The organism is Ruegeria sp. B11, from assembly GCF_056539785.1.
The window spans coordinates 15,668-30,843 of record NZ_JBQFVO010000008.1 but is presented as its reverse complement, the minus strand read 5'-3'; the positions used below and the strand labels follow the sequence as shown (position 1 = coordinate 30,843).

Genomic DNA, 15,176 nt, shown 5'->3' with positions numbered 1-15,176 from the left:
CCATTTGGTAAAATTATATTACCAATTTTATCGACTGGCAAGTTGCCGAATCCAACAATAGTGTCGCGGCATGACCTGGATCGACCGCACATTACTGTTTTCCTCGCTGGACTATGCAGCCGTTTTGCTATTGTTCGCGACATGGCTGGGGATTGGGTGGAGGATCGAAAATCCGTCCTCTCAGAAACCATCGGTTTCATTGATGATGGATGATTTCCGCAAGGTCTGGATGCGTGAAATGGTGACGCGCCAGCCGCGTGTGTTCGATGCACAAGTGATCTCGGCCATGCGTCAGGGCAGCACGTTCTTCGCTTCGACAATCATGATTGCAATAGGCGGCGGCTTGGCATTGCTTGGCAATACCGAACGCCTTGCTGGGGTTGCTGAAGATCTTGCCATCGGCCGTGCGCCTGCCATGGTTTGGGAAATCAAGATACTGATTATTCTTCTTTTTCTGTCGAACGCTTTTCTGAAATTTGTCTGGTCGCATCGCCTGTTTGGGTATTGCGCAATCCTGATGGCCGCTGTTCCAAATGATCCCGATGATCCACAGGCCTATCCACGCGCCACACAATCCGCTGATATCTGCATCACGGCGGCTCGTAGTTTCAATCGCGCGTTGCGGGCGACATATTTTGCGTTGGCTTCAATCGCATGGATACTTGGACCGGTAGCCCTGATCCTAAGCTCAATCGTCACATTCGGTGTGCTCTATCGTCGCGAATTCGCCTCGCATTCACGCACCGTAATCATGACTGCGCCACCAAACACAGAGTCGTGATCGCAATGCGATGCGCGAGCGCATAGTTTGACCCCATGCGATATCTGATTCTCAGCGCCTTACTGGCCAGCCCCGCATTCGCCGACCCTCCGACGGTCGAACAGGTTTCAGCCCAATCAAATGGGGATACCTGGCGGTTCGACGTCACGATCCGCCACTCCGACACCGGATGGGATGACTATGCCGACGGCTGGCGTGTTCTGGATATGCAGGGGAACGAGCTGGGGATGCGTGTGCTGCATCACCCTCATGTCGATGAGCAGCCCTTTACACGGTCACTTGGCGGGGTGGTGATTCCGGACGGGACCACGCAGGTGCAAATTCAGGCGCGCGACAATGTCGGTGGTTGGAGCGAAGACACGACCGTGGTCGATCTGAACTGACCCTCAGAACACCCCGAGGCTGAGACCTGCGGCCAAGGCCGCTCCAACCTCACGACAGTTTTCAAGTTGTTCTTCGGGAATGATCTTTTCGGCCAAGATCGCTTTGGGTGTTTGCGCATGAGTGCAGATGATCAGGGGCGGTTGCACCTCTTTCAACCGCCACCCCGTTGCGATCCGTGCCATCTGTCGCGCGGCATTCTCACCATCTGATCCGGCGCAGACCATCTGCGCATAGGGTCGACCTTCGATCTGACCCAGCACCGGATAATAGCAGCGGTCAAAGAACTCTTTCATCAGCCCAGAGATCGCGGCCAGGTTCTCGGGCGCGCAGAAGATATAGCCATCGGAGGCCAGCAAGTCGTTCGGACCGGCCTGATCGGCGGTTTTCAGGATGGTGTTCGCTTCATCCCGCGCTGCTTCGGCTGCGGCTTCAGCCATTTGCCGGGTGCCGCCGGTGCGCGAGTGGTAGACGATCAATAGCTGCGCCATGTCAGACCCGGTGATAAGGGCCGCCTGAAAGGATGGTCGCGGCCCGGTAAAGTTGCTCGGCCAGCATCACACGGACCAACATATGGGGCCAGACCATTGACCCAAAGGATAGGGAAAAATCAGCCTCCGCCCGCAGATTTGGGTCTATTCCGTCCGCTCCGCCGATGATCAGCGCCAGATCCTGTCGGCCCGCGTCGCGCCATCCACCCAGCTTTTTTGCAAAATCAGGCGAGGACAACACCCGTCCGCGCTCATCTAGCGTACAGATCACCACACCTTTAGGCAGCGCCTTGCGCAGCAGGGCCGCCTCGGCCCCCATGCCTGCGTTTTTCTTGTCTTCGACCTCGATCACCTTCGCAGGACCAAGGCCCAGCGCGCGGCCGGTCCTGTCAAATCGGGTCAGGTAGTCGTCAAGCAGGGATTTCTCCGGTCCGGCGCGCAATCGCCCGACCGCAACGATGCTGATACGCATGTCTCTCTCGCCTCCGACCCCTCAATACAGGCCGGGATAGCGCCTCAATTCGCCGAGGCGCTGCCGCCCTGAGGCAGCCACATCTTTTCCAGCTGATAGAATTCACGCACTTCGGGGCGGAAGATATGAACGACCACGTCGCCCGTATCGATCAGCACCCAGTCACCGGCATCCTTGCCTTCGACCTTCGAGGTGAAACCGAATTCCTGCTTGATGCGATCCGTCAGCTTTTCCGCCATGGCCGAGACCTGACGGGTCGACCGACCCGAGGCAATCACCATGTGATCCGCAACAGAAGACTTACCTTGCAGGTTGATCTGCACGACGTCTTCGGCCTTGTCATCGGAAAGTGAGGAAAGGATACGTTCAAGCAGCTTGTCGCTGATTGACTGAGAGTGGGCCATTACACCGGCCCCATCATCGGCGGGCAAACCCGCCTGTGTATGTAGAGACAGGACATAGTCCTCCTTTGCTGCGCGCCGCCAAACCCCGGCGCCGGGGTACTAATAGGGTAACAAGGGGATTGCAACATTTCAATGAAAGGGCCGACGCTGCGCCCCACATCCAGTCACTCTTTGGCGAGATGTTGCACCTCGGCGTCGGCCTCCGGGCCGCCCAATACGCGGATTTCACGCTGCGGGAACGGAAGCGAGATGTCTTCGACCTTGAACGCATCCCACAGCGCCAGGAAGACATTGCCCCGAATGTTTGTCAGACCCTTGTTCGGATCACTGATCCAGAAGCGCAACACATAGTCCACGCTGCTGTCACCGAAACCAGTGATATGGCAGACAGGTTCATGTTTGCCTCCACTCAGCACTCGACCAACCGTCTTGACGGCACGGATCGCTGTCGCGCGGACTTTGTGCGGGTCGTCGTCGTAGCTGGTGCCGAAATCAAGATCCAACCGCACGAAACGGTCGGAATGCGACCAGTTCACCACCTGATTGGTAATCAGATCTTCGTTCGGAATCAGATATTCCCGACCATCCCGCGTAACCACCGAGACATAGCGCGCGCCCAGCGCGTTAATCCAACCAAATGTGTCCCCGAGTGAAATCACGTCGCCCGGTTTGATCGACCGGTCCATCAGGATGATAATGCCTGAGATCAGGTTCGAAACCACTTTTTGCAGGCCAAACCCGATCCCGACGCCAATGGCCCCGGACAGCAACGCTATGCCAGTCAGATCAAACCCGAGGGTGCGGATCGCCGCCATGAACACCGCCCCGTAGAGCAGCACCTGAATACCCTTGGCCAGAAGAACCTGCATCGATGGTGTTATGTCTTGATTGTTCGTAAGGCCGCGCTCAGCCGCGCGTGTGCCGACACGCGCCAAAGTCAGCAGGACGCCAATCAGCAGTACAGCCTTGATGATGCCCAGCGCCGAGATATGAAGATCACCGATAGAAATGGCGACGCCATCAAGGAAACCGGCTACATCATCCGTCAGGTTCAACGCAATCAACGTGGCATAGACCCACATAGACCATTTAAATATTTGTCGCAGCGTTCGGTTTCTCACCAATCGCGAAACCAACGCGATGGCCAGCCATGCAACAGCCAGTGTTGCGAAGACACCAAGTATATAGCTCCGCGACGGCCATGTGACCTGTTGCATCACCAGATAAAGCCCACCAGACAGCAACACAAAATACACCAGCGTCAGACGGCGCATCAGTTGTATCAATATCCGCAAGCGCCATTTCGGCCATCCCACCCGGGCCCTCGCCCAGGTTTCCCATCGGCCCTGCGTCAGCAGTTTCAGTAAAAATGAAATTGCCCAGAGGAATAGGATGATGATGAGTTGATACTGCCGCCATCCCGGGGTGACGATCAACTCGACCAGACCTTCAATTTGCGAGGAAAACGCCGCCGTCATGTTGGCGTAAAGCTCCGAGAGCGTCTCCGGTAGTAAATCCTGGTTCATTCACCTCTCCTGCAGGTCAGCTTGGACAGCGATGCTGGATGATGCAAGCCCGCAGTGAGACGGTTGGGATTGAACCTTGATTGACACGAATGCCCGTTATATCTGGTGCGTATGAGACTCAATGTGGCCCAAGAACAGAATCTGGAAGATCGCGCGCGTCTGCGTGAACGGTTCTTTGGGGCTGCCCGCACGGTCTTGGCCCGCCTATCGGCGGCCTAAGCCAACTCGCCAGCTATTTCTCATTACATACGGGAGAGGACCGATGTCCCCCAAAACACTCTATGACAAGATCTGGGATGCCCATGTCGCCCACGAGGCCGATGATGGCACCTGCCTGCTGTATATCGACCGCCATCTGGTGCACGAAGTGACCAGCCCACAGGCATTCGAAGGCCTGCGCATGGCGGGCCGCAAGGTGCGCGCGCCAGAAAAAACCATCGCCGTGCCGGATCACAACGTTCCGACCACGCCGGACCGTGTGAATGGTATCGAAAACCCGGAATCACGCATTCAGGTCGAGGCACTGGACAAGAACGCCAAAGATTTCGGCATTCACTATTACCCTGTGCACGACGTCCGTCAGGGCATTGTGCATATCGTCGGCCCCGAACAGGGCTGGACCCTGCCCGGCATGACCGTTGTTTGCGGCGACAGCCACACGGCGACTCATGGTGCATTCGGCGCTCTGGCGCACGGCATCGGCACATCCGAGGTTGAACACGTTCTGGCCACCCAGACTCTGATCCAGAAGAAGTCCAAGAATATGAAGGTCGAAATCACCGGCAAACTGCAGCCGGGTGTGACCGCCAAAGATATCACTCTGGCTGTGATCGGCGAGACCGGTACTGCTGGCGGTACAGGTTATGTCATCGAGTATTGCGGCGAAGCGATCCGCGATCTTTCGATGGAAGGGCGCATGACCGTCTGTAACATGGCCATCGAAGGCGGTGCCCGCGCTGGCCTGATCGCGCCGGATGAGACCACCTTTGAATATGTCAAAGGCCGCCCGCATGCCCCCAAAGGCGCGCAGTGGGAAGCCGCGATGGACTGGTGGAAGACGCTTTACACCGACGAAGATGCGCATTTCGATAAAGTCATCACGCTGCGTGGTGAAGATATCGCGCCGGTCGTCACTTGGGGCACCAGTCCCGAAGATGTGCTGCCGATCACCGCATCCGTACCGCATCCCGAAGATTTCGAAGGCGGTAAAGTCGACGCGGCCCGCCGTTCGATCGAGTATATGGGCTTGGAAGCCGGTCAAAAGCTGAGCGATGTTGAAATCGACACTGTTTTCATCGGTTCTTGCACCAACGGTCGGATCGAAGACCTGCGCGCTGCGGCGGAAATCCTGAAGGGCAAGAAGATCAAGGACGGCATGCGCGCCATGGTCGTACCAGGCTCGGGCTTGGTGCGTGCACAGGCCGAAGAAGAAGGTTTGGCCGAGATCTTCAAAGATGCCGGTTTCGAGTGGCGTCTTGCGGGCTGTTCAATGTGTCTGGCGATGAACCCCGACCAGCTGCAACCGGGCGAGCGCTGTGCCGCGACTTCGAACCGAAACTTCGAAGGCCGTCAGGGTCGCGGTGGGCGTACCCATCTGCTGAGCCCCGCAATGGCTGCCGCTGCGGCAATCACAGGACGGCTGACAGACGTCCGTGAATTGATGTAAGAGTCTCTCATATCTAGATATTTGATGGAGAGACTAACATGAGTGATTGGGTCAAATGGCTACTGCTTGGACTTTTGTCCATAGCATTCGGGGTGTTCGTATTGGGCGCACCGGTCGTGGCGTCCGTTGCCGTAACAGTAGTAACTGGTGTGTTGCTATTGATTGCGGGCGGAATGCAGATCGTTGGTGGCTTCACGGTTGAAGGCACTGGCAACAAGATCCTGTCACTCATCATGGGTGCGGTCATGCTGTTTCTGGGCTGGTCCTTTCTGGATCACCCGCTGCAGGGCACGCTGACGCTGGCAACTGTGATGCTCATCCTGTTCATGGCAGGCGGCATCGCACGGGTCATTCTGTCGTTCCAGATGAAAGGAACGCAGTTTTTCTGGCCCACGATGATCTCGGGCATCTTGTCGATCATCCTCGCCGGCATCATCTGGACCTATGTGGGCAAGGAACCGGCTGCTCTGCTGAGTATACTGGGGATCTTCCTGGGCATTGAGATGCTGTTCAACGGGTTCGGATTGGTCTTCATGGCGTTCTTCGTCAAGAACGCACCCAAGGACGAAACAACAGAAGCGAAAGAAGCTTAAACGCGGAGCACGGGCGCGGCCCTACCCCGCAGGAGTGTAGAAATGGAAAAGTTCGAAAAAGTCCACGGGGTGGCCGCCCCAATGCCACTGATCAATATCGACACCGATATGATCATTCCCAAAGTGCACCTGAAAACCATCAAACGCTCTGGCCTGGGTGTCGTGCTGTTTGATGAGATGCGCTATCACGATCATGGTGGCGAGAACGAAGATTTCGTTCTGAACAAACCCGCTTATCGCAACACCGAGATTCTGGTGGCCGGCGACAATTTCGGTTGCGGCTCGTCGCGGGAACATGCGCCATGGGCGATCAAGGATTTCGGTATCAAGGTGGTGATCTCGACCAGCTTCGCCGACATCTTTTTCAACAACTGCTTCAAGAACGGCATCCTGCCCATCGTAGTCGAAGAAGAGCATCACGCGATTCTTATGGATGACGCGCACAAGGGTGAAAACGCCCGCATGACGGTGCATCTGGAAGATCAGCAGATTACCACTTCGGATGGCATGGTCATCGAGTTCGACATTGACCCACACCGCAAGCACTGCCTGCTGAACGGTCTGGACGATATTGGCCTGACGATGGAAAAAGACCATCACATCGACAAGTTCGAAGATCATGCGAGTCAGGCCCGCCCCTGGGTATGATTCTGGGGACGAATCTGTTGATACTCAACCTAACAGGGTCGCAAGCGCGGCCCTGTTCGCATTCTTGGGGCAAAAACCCAGTGCACCACAACATATAGGTATCAATTTGAGATACACGTCGGATTTGCGTCGAAATTGATGCAATCCCGCACCAGTTGCGCCATCATTTTGCCCGAAATTGCGTGTTATTTGCTCATTGGCTTGAGCGAAATACCGCTTATCGGCAAAGTTGGCACCCATGAGGTAGCCGCCAACGAACGAGCGGTGAGCACAAGTTGGACGATAAGTCGGCACAGAATCGACTACGCCGGTTTGGAAAAGGGTTCGGATTGTGATTGCACGCACAACGGGGGCGGCGATACGTGGATTATTGGTAGCACTTATGGTGCTTACCCCTGCGTTGTACCTGCCTACATCGACGTCGAATGGGACTGAGATTGTCGTCTTTCTGGCGATCCTTGCGTTTATCCTGACTTTCTCGGAATACAACTCGGCCTTTCCAAGCTTTATCGAATTTCGTGACGCACCACCTGTGAACAGGCTGCGCTTTGTCGGTTTGATGTCGATGGTTACCTTCCTGACGCTAATCTGCAAAAACGCCTATGCCCCCTCGGAACTTACTGGCCTGTTTTATTCAGTTGGCCTGATGGTCGCGAATGTGGTGGATTTCCCCTACTCCCCCGTTCGTCTTGTGGTTCTGATGCTGCCCGCCGATGCCAGCCAGCCCCTTGTAGATTTGGTGCGTATCTCCGCCAGCGTCGCTTATGTCGCGGCCTTGGTTACCATCGCCAGCTTTGCCTATGCAGTGAAGCTTCGGGGATGGCCAACAGGCAACGGCGCGTTCAACGTCTGGACCAATCTACCGCTGTTTGACCCAACCAAGGGTGGTGATGTGGTCACCCGTCTGCAGCGTGACGGGCGGCTCAACATCGCAATTGGGGCTTTGCTGCCTTTCCTGATTCCCGCCCTGATCAAGCTGATGGCTGCTTTCATCACGCCGATCGCGCTCAGCAATCCGCAGACATTGATCTGGACGCTTTGCGCATGGGCATTCCTGCCTGCCAGCATGATCATGCGAGGCATGGCGACACTGCGCATTGCCGGCCTGATCGTTGAGAAGCGCCGCGCATACTCAACTTCCGAGTCAACTCAGATCGCATGATCCGACTGCTGGTTCTGTTGCTGTTGCCGTTTACGGCACAGGCAGAGACATTGCGCATCGCAAGTTTCAATACAGAACTCAGTCGCGAAGGTCCCGGCCTGTTGCTGCGTGATATTCGGCGGAACGACCCTCAGGTCGCTGCGGTGATCGAGGTGCTGATGACAACCCGTCCCGATATCGTCGCGCTGCAAGGCATCGATTGGGATTTAGACGGGCTTGCCCTTGCTGCGCTGGTCGAGGCGCTGAAAAGCAACGGCTTGGATTATCGATACAGTTACGCCGAGCAACCCAATTCCGGGATCGAAACCGCGTTGGATCTGGATGGGGACAGCGAGACGGGCGGCCCGGGCGATGCACAAGGCTGGGGGCGGTTCACCGGCCAGAATGGGCTGGCAGTGCTGTCCCGCTATCCTATCGCTACCGATCAAGTGCGGTCATTCACCCAGATGCGGTGGCGCGACTTGCCGGATGCCCAGCTGCCAGCCGAGGATGGAGAGCCCTTCCCATCACCACAAGCGCAGGCTGTTCAGCGGCTGTCTTCTACATCGCATTGGGTCGTTCCGGTCGACACCCCGAGTGGTCGCCTAAACCTGATGACGTTTCACGCCAGCCCGCCTGTCTTTGATGGACCTGAAGATCGGAACGGACTGCGCAACCGGGATGAAATTCGGCTCTGGTCGCTTTTGCTGAACGGTGATCTGGGTGAGAAACCTACAGGCCGTTTTGTCATCACAGGTGATGCGAACCAGGATCCTTACAAAGGCGAGGGTCGCAAATCGGCAATCCGTGATCTTCTGGCCAATCCGCATCTGCAGGATCCGATGCCTGTTGACCCTGCGGGGTCAACTTCAACAGTTTTGTGGAAGGGCGTTGGCGAGATGAGAGTTGATTATGTCCTACCTTCGGCGGATTGGCGTGTGCACGATGCGGGCATTTACTGGCCGGAGCCCACATCCCGTGACGCGGCCGTCGCCGCAAGCCGTCACCGGCTTGTCTGGGTCGATCTGTTCGACGAATAGGCTTCGATCATGACCGTATGACTGTGCCGAGTCGCTGGCGGGGTTCATATTGCACAGGTTCAGACACGGCGTTCGTCAACGCATCATTTAGGTCAGTCTGCGCAAATTCCGGTAGCAGAGCATCAAAGAGGCGTCCGTCCAGCCGGTGAGAAGTATTCCATAGATACCTCATCTCAAGCAAATGCGGTGCCATCCGCCAGAACGGGCGGGCCAGTTGCAGGGGCCACCACGCCATCTGTTTAAGGGTAAGCTCACGCCCCACAACCTGCGAAAGCGCCAATGCCATTTCATTGCCGGTCAAGGTGTATCCAGCATAGGGGACATCGCAGAAACGCGGTAGCAGGTTGCGCATTTCTGCCAATTCCACAGCAGCGCGAGTTAAATCGGGCAGATAGGCCCAAGCATGCTCGATATCCGGATTGCCGGGATACACAAAGCGCCCGCGCCGCAAGTGTTTGATGAGAATCTGATCGAACCAATTGCCAGAGGCCGTGGTATCTATGAAATCACCTGCCCGCAACATGATGGTCCGAACCGACGAGGCACGATAAGCCTCTTCCATCTCGATCCGAATGCGTCCCAACGGATTTCGCGCAAGATGCGGTGTCCTGCTCGACCAGGCGCCGGGCGTATCCGCACCGAAAACATAAACGTTCCCCGGGACAATGACCGTCAAGTCACGCTCTGATGCAGCGGCGATTACCTGACGATGCAACTCTGGCACCTGCTCCGCCCAGTCGGGGTAAAGCGGGTTCCAGGCGTTCACGATGACGTCTACTCCATGTACCGCCGTGCGCAATTTCTCCCTGCGTCGATCAAACCTTTGCACAATCCATCCCGCATCCGAAAAGGCTCTTGCAGCGTTGCGCCCAAATCGACCGGTGGCCCCGAGAATAAGTACCGTTTGTGGCATTGATCCCTCCGTTCCGGATCAATCTATTCATTCACGATGTTTTGGAAATTGCGAAAAATCGCAGATTATGTATTCGTTTTTGAATGGCTAAAACACTCCAACTATCCGACTGGTCCTTAGTTCAAAGCTTTCTGGCGGTCGCCGAAACCGGCTCACTATCCGCAGCCGCAAAGCAACTGGGTCGCAGCCAGCCGACGCTTGGACGTCAGGTGCATGCGCTGGAAGAAGAATTGGGGGTTTCGCTGTTTGATCGTCACGCGCGTGGACTGACGCTCAGCGAGGTGGGGCAGCAAGTGCTGCCAATGGCGCAGCAGATGTACAGCGCAGTCAATGCCCTGGGGCTGACGGCAGCGGGTCAGGCGCAACAGCTGGAAGGGTCGGTCAGGATCACCGCTTCGGTATTTGTATCGCATCACCTGTTGCCGCCGATACTTGCCGCAATCCGTGAGGCAGAACCGGCGATTCAGCTTGATCTGGTCGCCTCGGATGCCAGCGAAAACTTGCTGTTCCGCGAGGCCGATATTGCCGTGCGCATGTATCGGCCCGAACAGGTCGACATCGTGGCAAAGCATATCGGTGAGGTTCCGTTATGTTTCTGCGCCGCCCAAAGCTATCTGGATCGTGCAGGGCGACCAACAACGCCGACAGAGTTGATGCAGCACGACCTTGTGGGATTTGACACCAATGAAAACATTATCACCGCTATGCGGAACAAGGGCTGGCCTGCCAGCCGGGACAGCTTTGCCACGCGATGCGACAACCAGACCGCCTATTGGGAATTGATCCGCGCAGGGTGTGGGGTGGGCTTCAGCCAACTCAGCATCGCGCAGTCCGATCCTCTGGTCGAAGTGCTAGATATTGATGTCGAGATACCGGTGCTACCGGTCTGGCTGGCTGCCCCTCAGGCGATGCGACAGACCCCGCGCATTCGCAGAGTCTGGGATCTGCTGGCCGACGGGTTGAAGGCCCGGCTTTAAAACCGCCTACAGCGCACCAGTATAGGTGCCGCGCGCAGGATAGTTATTGGCCAAGGTGAATTTCAAACCGCCGACGATGTCCGACATCGGCGGCCGCGCAAAAGGCGATGTCTGCTGCCAGACGTAATAGAGGGTCTGATCAGGTTTGATATAGAAATGTCCTGGCTCAGCGAACAACGCTGGCTCGGCACTACCTTCACGAGCCACCGAGATGTTCAGGCCCCAGACATCCCGCGCGTCAGCCATGGACAGGCCGTATCCTACGCGCAGCTTCGACACTCCGGCCTTCTCAACCGTCTCGGCCGCACGTTCGCCGGTATCCGTGGTGATCATGATCACCTCAATCCCCAGCTCGGCGAATTCATCCAGCGCAGCCTCGACCTCACCCATTTGGCGAACGCAGATCGGGCAATGCAGGCCGCGATACTGAATCACCAGCGTTCCGTTTTCGCCCGTGTCGCGCTCAAGATCAAAGGTGCCATGGCTTACTGTTTCGATTTTTAGCGATGGGGCCCGATTTCCGGGTGTCAGCATGTGGTTTCCTCGTGATTTGATGGGTTCGTCTCATTGACCCGATGCGCCGCAAACGCTAGGGCCTGTGCGACAAAACGCAAGGAGACTGTCGATGTCCAACCCCTCGCTCCTCATCCTGCCCGGAGACGGAATTGGCCCGGAAGTTATGGCCGAAGTGCGCAAAATCATCGATTGGTTCGGCGCCAATCGCGGTCTTCAATTTGACGTGAGCGAGGATCTGGTCGGCGGCGCTGCCTATGATGCGCACGGGAAGCCCCTATCGGATGAGACCATGGCCAGGGCACAAGAGGTCGACGCTGTGCTGCTGGGGGCTGTTGGCGGCCCTAAGTATGACGATCTGGATTTCAGCCTGAAACCCGAACGCGGACTGCTGCGTTTGCGCAAGGAAATGGACCTGTATTCCAACCTGCGCCCAGCTCAGTGCTTCGACGCGCTGGCGGATTTCTCGTCGCTGAAGAAGGATGTGGTCGCTGGCCTCGACATCATGATTGTGCGCGAGCTGACATCTGGCGTGTACTTCGGTGAACCGCGCGGCATCTTTGAAGAAGGCAATGAGCGCGTGGGCATCAACACCCAGCGCTACACCGAATCCGAGATCGAACGCGCCGCACGTTCCGCGTTTGAGTTGGCGATGCGCCGGAATAAGAAACTGTGCTCGATGGAAAAAGCCAATGTGATGGAATCGGGCATCCTGTGGCGCGAGGTCGTGACACGTGTCGGTCAGGAATACCCCGAGGTCGAGCTGTCACACATGTATGCAGACAACGGCGCGATGCAGCTTGTGCGCGCGCCCAAACAGTTTGACGTGATCGTCACCGACAACCTGTTTGGCGATGTACTATCCGATTGCGCAGCGATGCTGACCGGGTCTTTGGGCATGCTGCCGTCTGCCTCGCTGGGCGCACCGATGGCGAATGGCCGCCCTAAGGCCATGTATGAACCCGTTCATGGCTCGGCCCCGGACATTACAGGTCAAGGCAAGGCCAACCCAATTGCGTGTATCCTCAGCTTCGCCATGGCACTGCGCTACAGCTTTGACCAGGGCGACGAAGCGGATCGTCTGGAAACCGCGATCGAGAAGGTTCTGGCCGACGGCGTTCGCACGGCTGATCTGCTGGCCGAAGATGGTGTTGAGCCGGTTTCAACCAGCGAAATGGGTGATGCAATTCTGGCAGCGCTAGACGAAAGCGTCTGATCTTACGATCATTCAGACATCAAAGGCGGTGCTCAGCGCACCGCCTTTTTTTGTTGGTCAGTTTCCGAAGATGTTGTTCAGCAGGTTGTTGATCGCACGGTCCAAACCAGTTTGATTCTTACGGCGCTGTTGCTGCGGCTGCGCGGTTCTGACCGGTGGGTCCGGCGCCAGCATGGGCAACGGCGTGGGCGTCATCCCTTCTGTCACGCGCAGCATGGTCTCTTTCCATATCTCCGCCGGCAAGCCTCCACCCGTGACACCTGACAACGGCGTATTATCATCATACCCCATCCAAACGCCCGTAACGTAGTCCGCGGTAAATCCGATAAACCAGGCATCCCGCGCGGCCTGGGTCGTGCCGGTCTTGCCCGCCACCTGCCAGCCCGGCAGCTTCGCGCGCCCACCCGTACCTTCAGAGACCACACGCTCCATCATCCAGGTCAGTTGTTTGGCGGCCTTGTCGTTGATGACGCGTTCACCGATACCGGTTGTCGTGATCATAACTGGATCGGTCTCACCAAGCAGCTTCAACTCGGTCAGACCATAGGGTTCCACCGCTGAACCGCCGTTCAGGATACCGGCGTAAGCGCCCGTCATCTCTATCAGCGTGCTTTCCGATGCGCCGAGCGCCAGCGCGAGTCCCTCGGCCAGATCACTTGAAAGGCCGAAACCACTGGCAACCGTGCGCACGTTATCCAGCCCCGAGATATCCGCCACTTTGACTGCGGGAATATTCAACGAATTCTTCAACGCATCTGCTAATGTCACCCGGCCATAGAACTTATTGGTGTAGTTCTTCGGACACCACTGTCCTGAACCTGCGATGTTCCAGCACGTTGGTTCATCCATCACCGTGTCCAGCGGTGAATATCCCAACTCCAAGGCCGTCGCATAGACAAACGGTTTGAACGACGAACCCGTTTGACGCAGAGCCTGCGTAGCCCGGTTGAACGCCCCCGAAACACGGGTCTTGCGCCCACCGACCATACCTCGAACCGCGCCATCCGCTGACATCACCACAATAGCGGCCTGCGCTTTGGACCCTTCGCGCACTTTCTCCTGGAAGATGAATTTAAGCGCCTCTTCCGCCGACGTTTGAATGCGCTGATCCAGTGTGGTTCGGATCACCACGTCCTCGGTTGTGTTACGTGTGAAAAACTCTGGCCCGCTGGCCATGACCCAATCGGCAAAGTAACCACCAGCACGCGCGGCAGCGGCCTCGGACAACTGCGCCGGACGGCTGCGGGCCTCGCTGGCCTGCGCGCTGCTCAGATAGCCCTGAGTCTCCATTAGCCCAACCACCAAACGTGCCCGATCTTGTGAACGTTGCAGGTTGTTCGTTGGCGCATAGCGTGTCGGGGCCACCAATAGACCTGCCAGCATTGCCGCCTCGGCCGGAGACACTTCGGCTGCTGAAATACCGAAATACCGCTGGCTGGCGGCCTCGAAGCCGCGGGCTCCCGCACCGAGGAAGGCGCGGTTCAGATAGATCGTCAGAATTTCATCCTTGGAGTATTTGACCTCCATCGCAATGGCATAAACTGCCTCTTTCGCCTTGCGCCATAGCGAACCCTGACGGCAATCGGCTTCATATGCAGCCTCAGACTCCCATTCGCTGGGCTCATAAGGCACACCCAGGCATAGAAGTTTCGCGGTTTGCTGGGTGATCGTTGAACCACCGTGACCAGACAGCGGTCCACGTCCTTCGCTCAGGTTGATGCGTACCGCGCTGGCGACACCGCGCGGGCTGACGCCGAAATGGCGGTAGAACCGTTTATCCTCGGTTGCAATCACGGCGTTCTTGAGATGCGGCGAAACTGTATCCGCCGTAATCACGCCGCCAAACTGATCGCCGCGCCAGGCAAAGACCTTGCCGTCGCGATCCAGTAAGGTCACCGAACCACGTGCCCGCCCATCAAGCAGGGCATCGACATCCGGCAATGAGGTGTAAACAACACCCACCGCCAGCGCCAACAGCAACCCCGCCACTGCGCCGACCCTCCAAGTGATCCCCCAAATTATGCGCCAGAGCCAGCGGAACAGCCGGCGGAAAATGCCACCGCCCTTCCCACCAGAACTGCGCCGCGTTTTCTTCCGCGCCGTTTTGCGCGGAGCGGCTTTTCGGGCCGTCGACTTCTTACCAGCGGGTTTTGCAGCCCGCTTGGTCGCCGCAGGCTTTCGGCCTTTGGTCGGGTACCTTTTATCCGCGACAAGGCGCGATTTGCGACGGTTGGACTCAGTCATGCTCAAACTCTGCCCGGTTATGCTTTTGGGGCACCATACCCCGCCGGAACGGCCATGTAGAGGTGTGAAATACCCGTATTTCCCCTCACAAGTTTGCCTATATTTTCACCAAGTAGCGTGTTTTGTGCAAAAATTGTGCATAATTGCTGATTTTTTACCCTCATTTACCC

17 protein-coding genes are annotated in these 15,176 nt (G+C 57.0%); 10 read left to right on the top strand and 7 right to left on the bottom strand.

Going from position 1 to position 15,176, the window contains the following annotated elements:
• The first annotated feature begins 70 nt into the window (after nt 1-70).
• Both ACR0I1_RS19120 and ACR0I1_RS19115 read left to right on the top strand, forming a co-directional pair.
• The gene (locus ACR0I1_RS19120) at nt 71-781 is read left to right on the top strand and encodes a DUF599 domain-containing protein (protein WP_170395190.1); all 711 of its coding nucleotides are present in this window, start codon (nt 71-73) and stop codon (nt 779-781) included.
• 35 nt (nt 782-816) lie between these two features.
• The gene (locus tag ACR0I1_RS19115; RefSeq protein ID WP_170395187.1) at nt 817-1,164 is read left to right on the top strand and encodes a hypothetical protein; all 348 of its coding nucleotides are present in this window, start codon (nt 817-819) and stop codon (nt 1,162-1,164) included.
• A gap of 3 nt (nt 1,165-1,167) precedes the next feature.
• Here ACR0I1_RS19115 and ACR0I1_RS19110 read toward each other — a convergent pair whose 3' ends face one another.
• The 4 genes from ACR0I1_RS19110 to ACR0I1_RS19095 all read right to left on the bottom strand — a co-directional run bounded on the left by ACR0I1_RS19110 (nt 1,168) and on the right by ACR0I1_RS19095 (nt 4,055).
• Nucleotides 1,168-1,653: an NAD(P)H-dependent oxidoreductase gene (locus ACR0I1_RS19110; protein WP_170664335.1), complete on the bottom strand. Its 486-nt coding sequence runs from the start codon at nt 1,651-1,653 to the stop codon at nt 1,168-1,170.
• A gap of 1 nt (nt 1,654) precedes the next feature.
• Nucleotides 1,655-2,125 carry a 23S rRNA (pseudouridine(1915)-N(3))-methyltransferase RlmH gene (gene rlmH, locus ACR0I1_RS19105; RefSeq protein ID WP_170515483.1) on the bottom strand — a complete coding sequence of 157 codons (471 nt, stop codon included), beginning with the start codon at nt 2,123-2,125 and terminating at the stop codon, nt 1,655-1,657.
• 44 nt (nt 2,126-2,169) lie between these two features.
• A complete protein-coding gene (gene rsfS, locus ACR0I1_RS19100) occupies nt 2,170-2,529 on the bottom strand; it encodes a ribosome silencing factor (protein WP_039541351.1) in 360 nt (119 codons plus the stop codon).
• 164 nt (nt 2,530-2,693) lie between these two features.
• The gene (locus ACR0I1_RS19095) at nt 2,694-4,055 is read right to left on the bottom strand and encodes a mechanosensitive ion channel domain-containing protein (protein WP_170408707.1); all 1,362 of its coding nucleotides are present in this window, start codon (nt 4,053-4,055) and stop codon (nt 2,694-2,696) included.
• A 123-nt stretch (nt 4,056-4,178) separates the two neighbouring features.
• On the opposite strand from ACR0I1_RS19095, the gene ACR0I1_RS19090 reads away from it, so the two are divergent.
• The 6 genes from ACR0I1_RS19090 to ACR0I1_RS19065 all read left to right on the top strand — a co-directional run bounded on the left by ACR0I1_RS19090 (nt 4,179) and on the right by ACR0I1_RS19065 (nt 9,143).
• On the top strand, nt 4,179-4,274 hold the full coding sequence (locus ACR0I1_RS19090; protein WP_260023663.1) for an isopropylmalate isomerase: 96 nt from the start codon (nt 4,179-4,181) through the stop codon (nt 4,272-4,274).
• A gap of 43 nt (nt 4,275-4,317) precedes the next feature.
• The gene (leuC, locus tag ACR0I1_RS19085; RefSeq protein ID WP_170395174.1) at nt 4,318-5,721 is read left to right on the top strand and encodes a 3-isopropylmalate dehydratase large subunit; all 1,404 of its coding nucleotides are present in this window, start codon (nt 4,318-4,320) and stop codon (nt 5,719-5,721) included.
• A gap of 38 nt (nt 5,722-5,759) precedes the next feature.
• Complete coding sequence (locus tag ACR0I1_RS19080) at nt 5,760-6,314, top strand: HdeD family acid-resistance protein (protein ID WP_170395171.1); 555 nt, start codon at nt 5,760-5,762, stop codon at nt 6,312-6,314.
• Between the two features lie 42 nt (nt 6,315-6,356).
• Entirely contained in the window at nt 6,357-6,962 is a 606-nt protein-coding gene (gene leuD / locus ACR0I1_RS19075) for a 3-isopropylmalate dehydratase small subunit (protein ID WP_170395169.1), read from the top strand.
• A gap of 331 nt (nt 6,963-7,293) precedes the next feature.
• Entirely contained in the window at nt 7,294-8,124 is an 831-nt protein-coding gene (locus ACR0I1_RS19070; protein ID WP_170395166.1) for a hypothetical protein, read from the top strand.
• Nucleotides 8,121-9,143 (top strand): endonuclease/exonuclease/phosphatase family protein, encoded by a 1,023-nt coding sequence (locus ACR0I1_RS19065; protein WP_480707554.1) that lies wholly within the window; start codon nt 8,121-8,123, stop codon nt 9,141-9,143. Before ACR0I1_RS19070 ends, ACR0I1_RS19065 begins: the two co-directional genes overlap by 4 nt.
• A gap of 7 nt (nt 9,144-9,150) precedes the next feature.
• Here ACR0I1_RS19065 and ACR0I1_RS19060 read toward each other — a convergent pair whose 3' ends face one another.
• Entirely contained in the window at nt 9,151-10,056 is a 906-nt protein-coding gene (locus ACR0I1_RS19060; RefSeq protein WP_480707553.1) for a sugar nucleotide-binding protein, read from the bottom strand.
• An 83-nt stretch (nt 10,057-10,139) separates the two neighbouring features.
• Here ACR0I1_RS19060 and ACR0I1_RS19055 point away from each other — a divergent pair, with 83 nt between their 5' ends.
• Nucleotides 10,140-11,033, top strand: a complete 894-nt coding sequence (locus ACR0I1_RS19055; protein WP_480707552.1) for a LysR family transcriptional regulator — start codon at nt 10,140-10,142, stop codon at nt 11,031-11,033.
• Between the two features lie 6 nt (nt 11,034-11,039).
• On the opposite strand, the gene ACR0I1_RS19050 is transcribed toward ACR0I1_RS19055, so the two are convergent.
• Nucleotides 11,040-11,567 (bottom strand): redoxin domain-containing protein, encoded by a 528-nt coding sequence (locus ACR0I1_RS19050; protein ID WP_480707551.1) that lies wholly within the window; start codon nt 11,565-11,567, stop codon nt 11,040-11,042.
• A gap of 91 nt (nt 11,568-11,658) precedes the next feature.
• Here ACR0I1_RS19050 and leuB point away from each other — a divergent pair, with 91 nt between their 5' ends.
• The gene (gene leuB / locus ACR0I1_RS19045; protein ID WP_480707550.1) at nt 11,659-12,762 is read left to right on the top strand and encodes a 3-isopropylmalate dehydrogenase; all 1,104 of its coding nucleotides are present in this window, start codon (nt 11,659-11,661) and stop codon (nt 12,760-12,762) included.
• A gap of 57 nt (nt 12,763-12,819) precedes the next feature.
• Here leuB and ACR0I1_RS19040 read toward each other — a convergent pair whose 3' ends face one another.
• Complete coding sequence (locus ACR0I1_RS19040; protein WP_480707549.1) at nt 12,820-15,006, bottom strand: transglycosylase domain-containing protein; 2,187 nt, start codon at nt 15,004-15,006, stop codon at nt 12,820-12,822.
• Nucleotides 15,007-15,176: the final 170 nt, after the last annotated feature.

Coding starts and splice junctions, on each gene's coding strand:
- ACR0I1_RS19060 (WP_480707553.1), bottom strand. CDS start 10,056: ATGCCACAAACGGTACTTATTCTCGGGGCCACCGGTCGATTTGGGCGC.
- leuC (WP_170395174.1), top strand. CDS start 4,318: ATGTCCCCCAAAACACTCTATGACAAGATCTGGGATGCCCATGTCGCC.
- ACR0I1_RS19050 (WP_480707551.1), bottom strand. CDS start 11,567: ATGCTGACACCCGGAAATCGGGCCCCATCGCTAAAAATCGAAACAGTA.
- leuB (WP_480707550.1), top strand. CDS start 11,659: ATGTCCAACCCCTCGCTCCTCATCCTGCCCGGAGACGGAATTGGCCCG.
- ACR0I1_RS19040 (WP_480707549.1), bottom strand. CDS start 15,006: ATGACTGAGTCCAACCGTCGCAAATCGCGCCTTGTCGCGGATAAAAGG.
- ACR0I1_RS19120 (WP_170395190.1), top strand. CDS start 71: ATGACCTGGATCGACCGCACATTACTGTTTTCCTCGCTGGACTATGCA.
- ACR0I1_RS19080 (WP_170395171.1), top strand. CDS start 5,760: ATGAGTGATTGGGTCAAATGGCTACTGCTTGGACTTTTGTCCATAGCA.
- ACR0I1_RS19115 (WP_170395187.1), top strand. CDS start 817: ATGCGATATCTGATTCTCAGCGCCTTACTGGCCAGCCCCGCATTCGCC.
- ACR0I1_RS19065 (WP_480707554.1), top strand. CDS start 8,121: ATGATCCGACTGCTGGTTCTGTTGCTGTTGCCGTTTACGGCACAGGCA.
- rlmH (WP_170515483.1), bottom strand. CDS start 2,125: ATGCGTATCAGCATCGTTGCGGTCGGGCGATTGCGCGCCGGACCGGAG.
- ACR0I1_RS19095 (WP_170408707.1), bottom strand. CDS start 4,055: ATGAACCAGGATTTACTACCGGAGACGCTCTCGGAGCTTTACGCCAAC.
- leuD (WP_170395169.1), top strand. CDS start 6,357: ATGGAAAAGTTCGAAAAAGTCCACGGGGTGGCCGCCCCAATGCCACTG.
- rsfS (WP_039541351.1), bottom strand. CDS start 2,529: ATGGCCCACTCTCAGTCAATCAGCGACAAGCTGCTTGAACGTATCCTT.
- ACR0I1_RS19110 (WP_170664335.1), bottom strand. CDS start 1,653: ATGGCGCAGCTATTGATCGTCTACCACTCGCGCACCGGCGGCACCCGG.
- ACR0I1_RS19055 (WP_480707552.1), top strand. CDS start 10,140: ATGGCTAAAACACTCCAACTATCCGACTGGTCCTTAGTTCAAAGCTTT.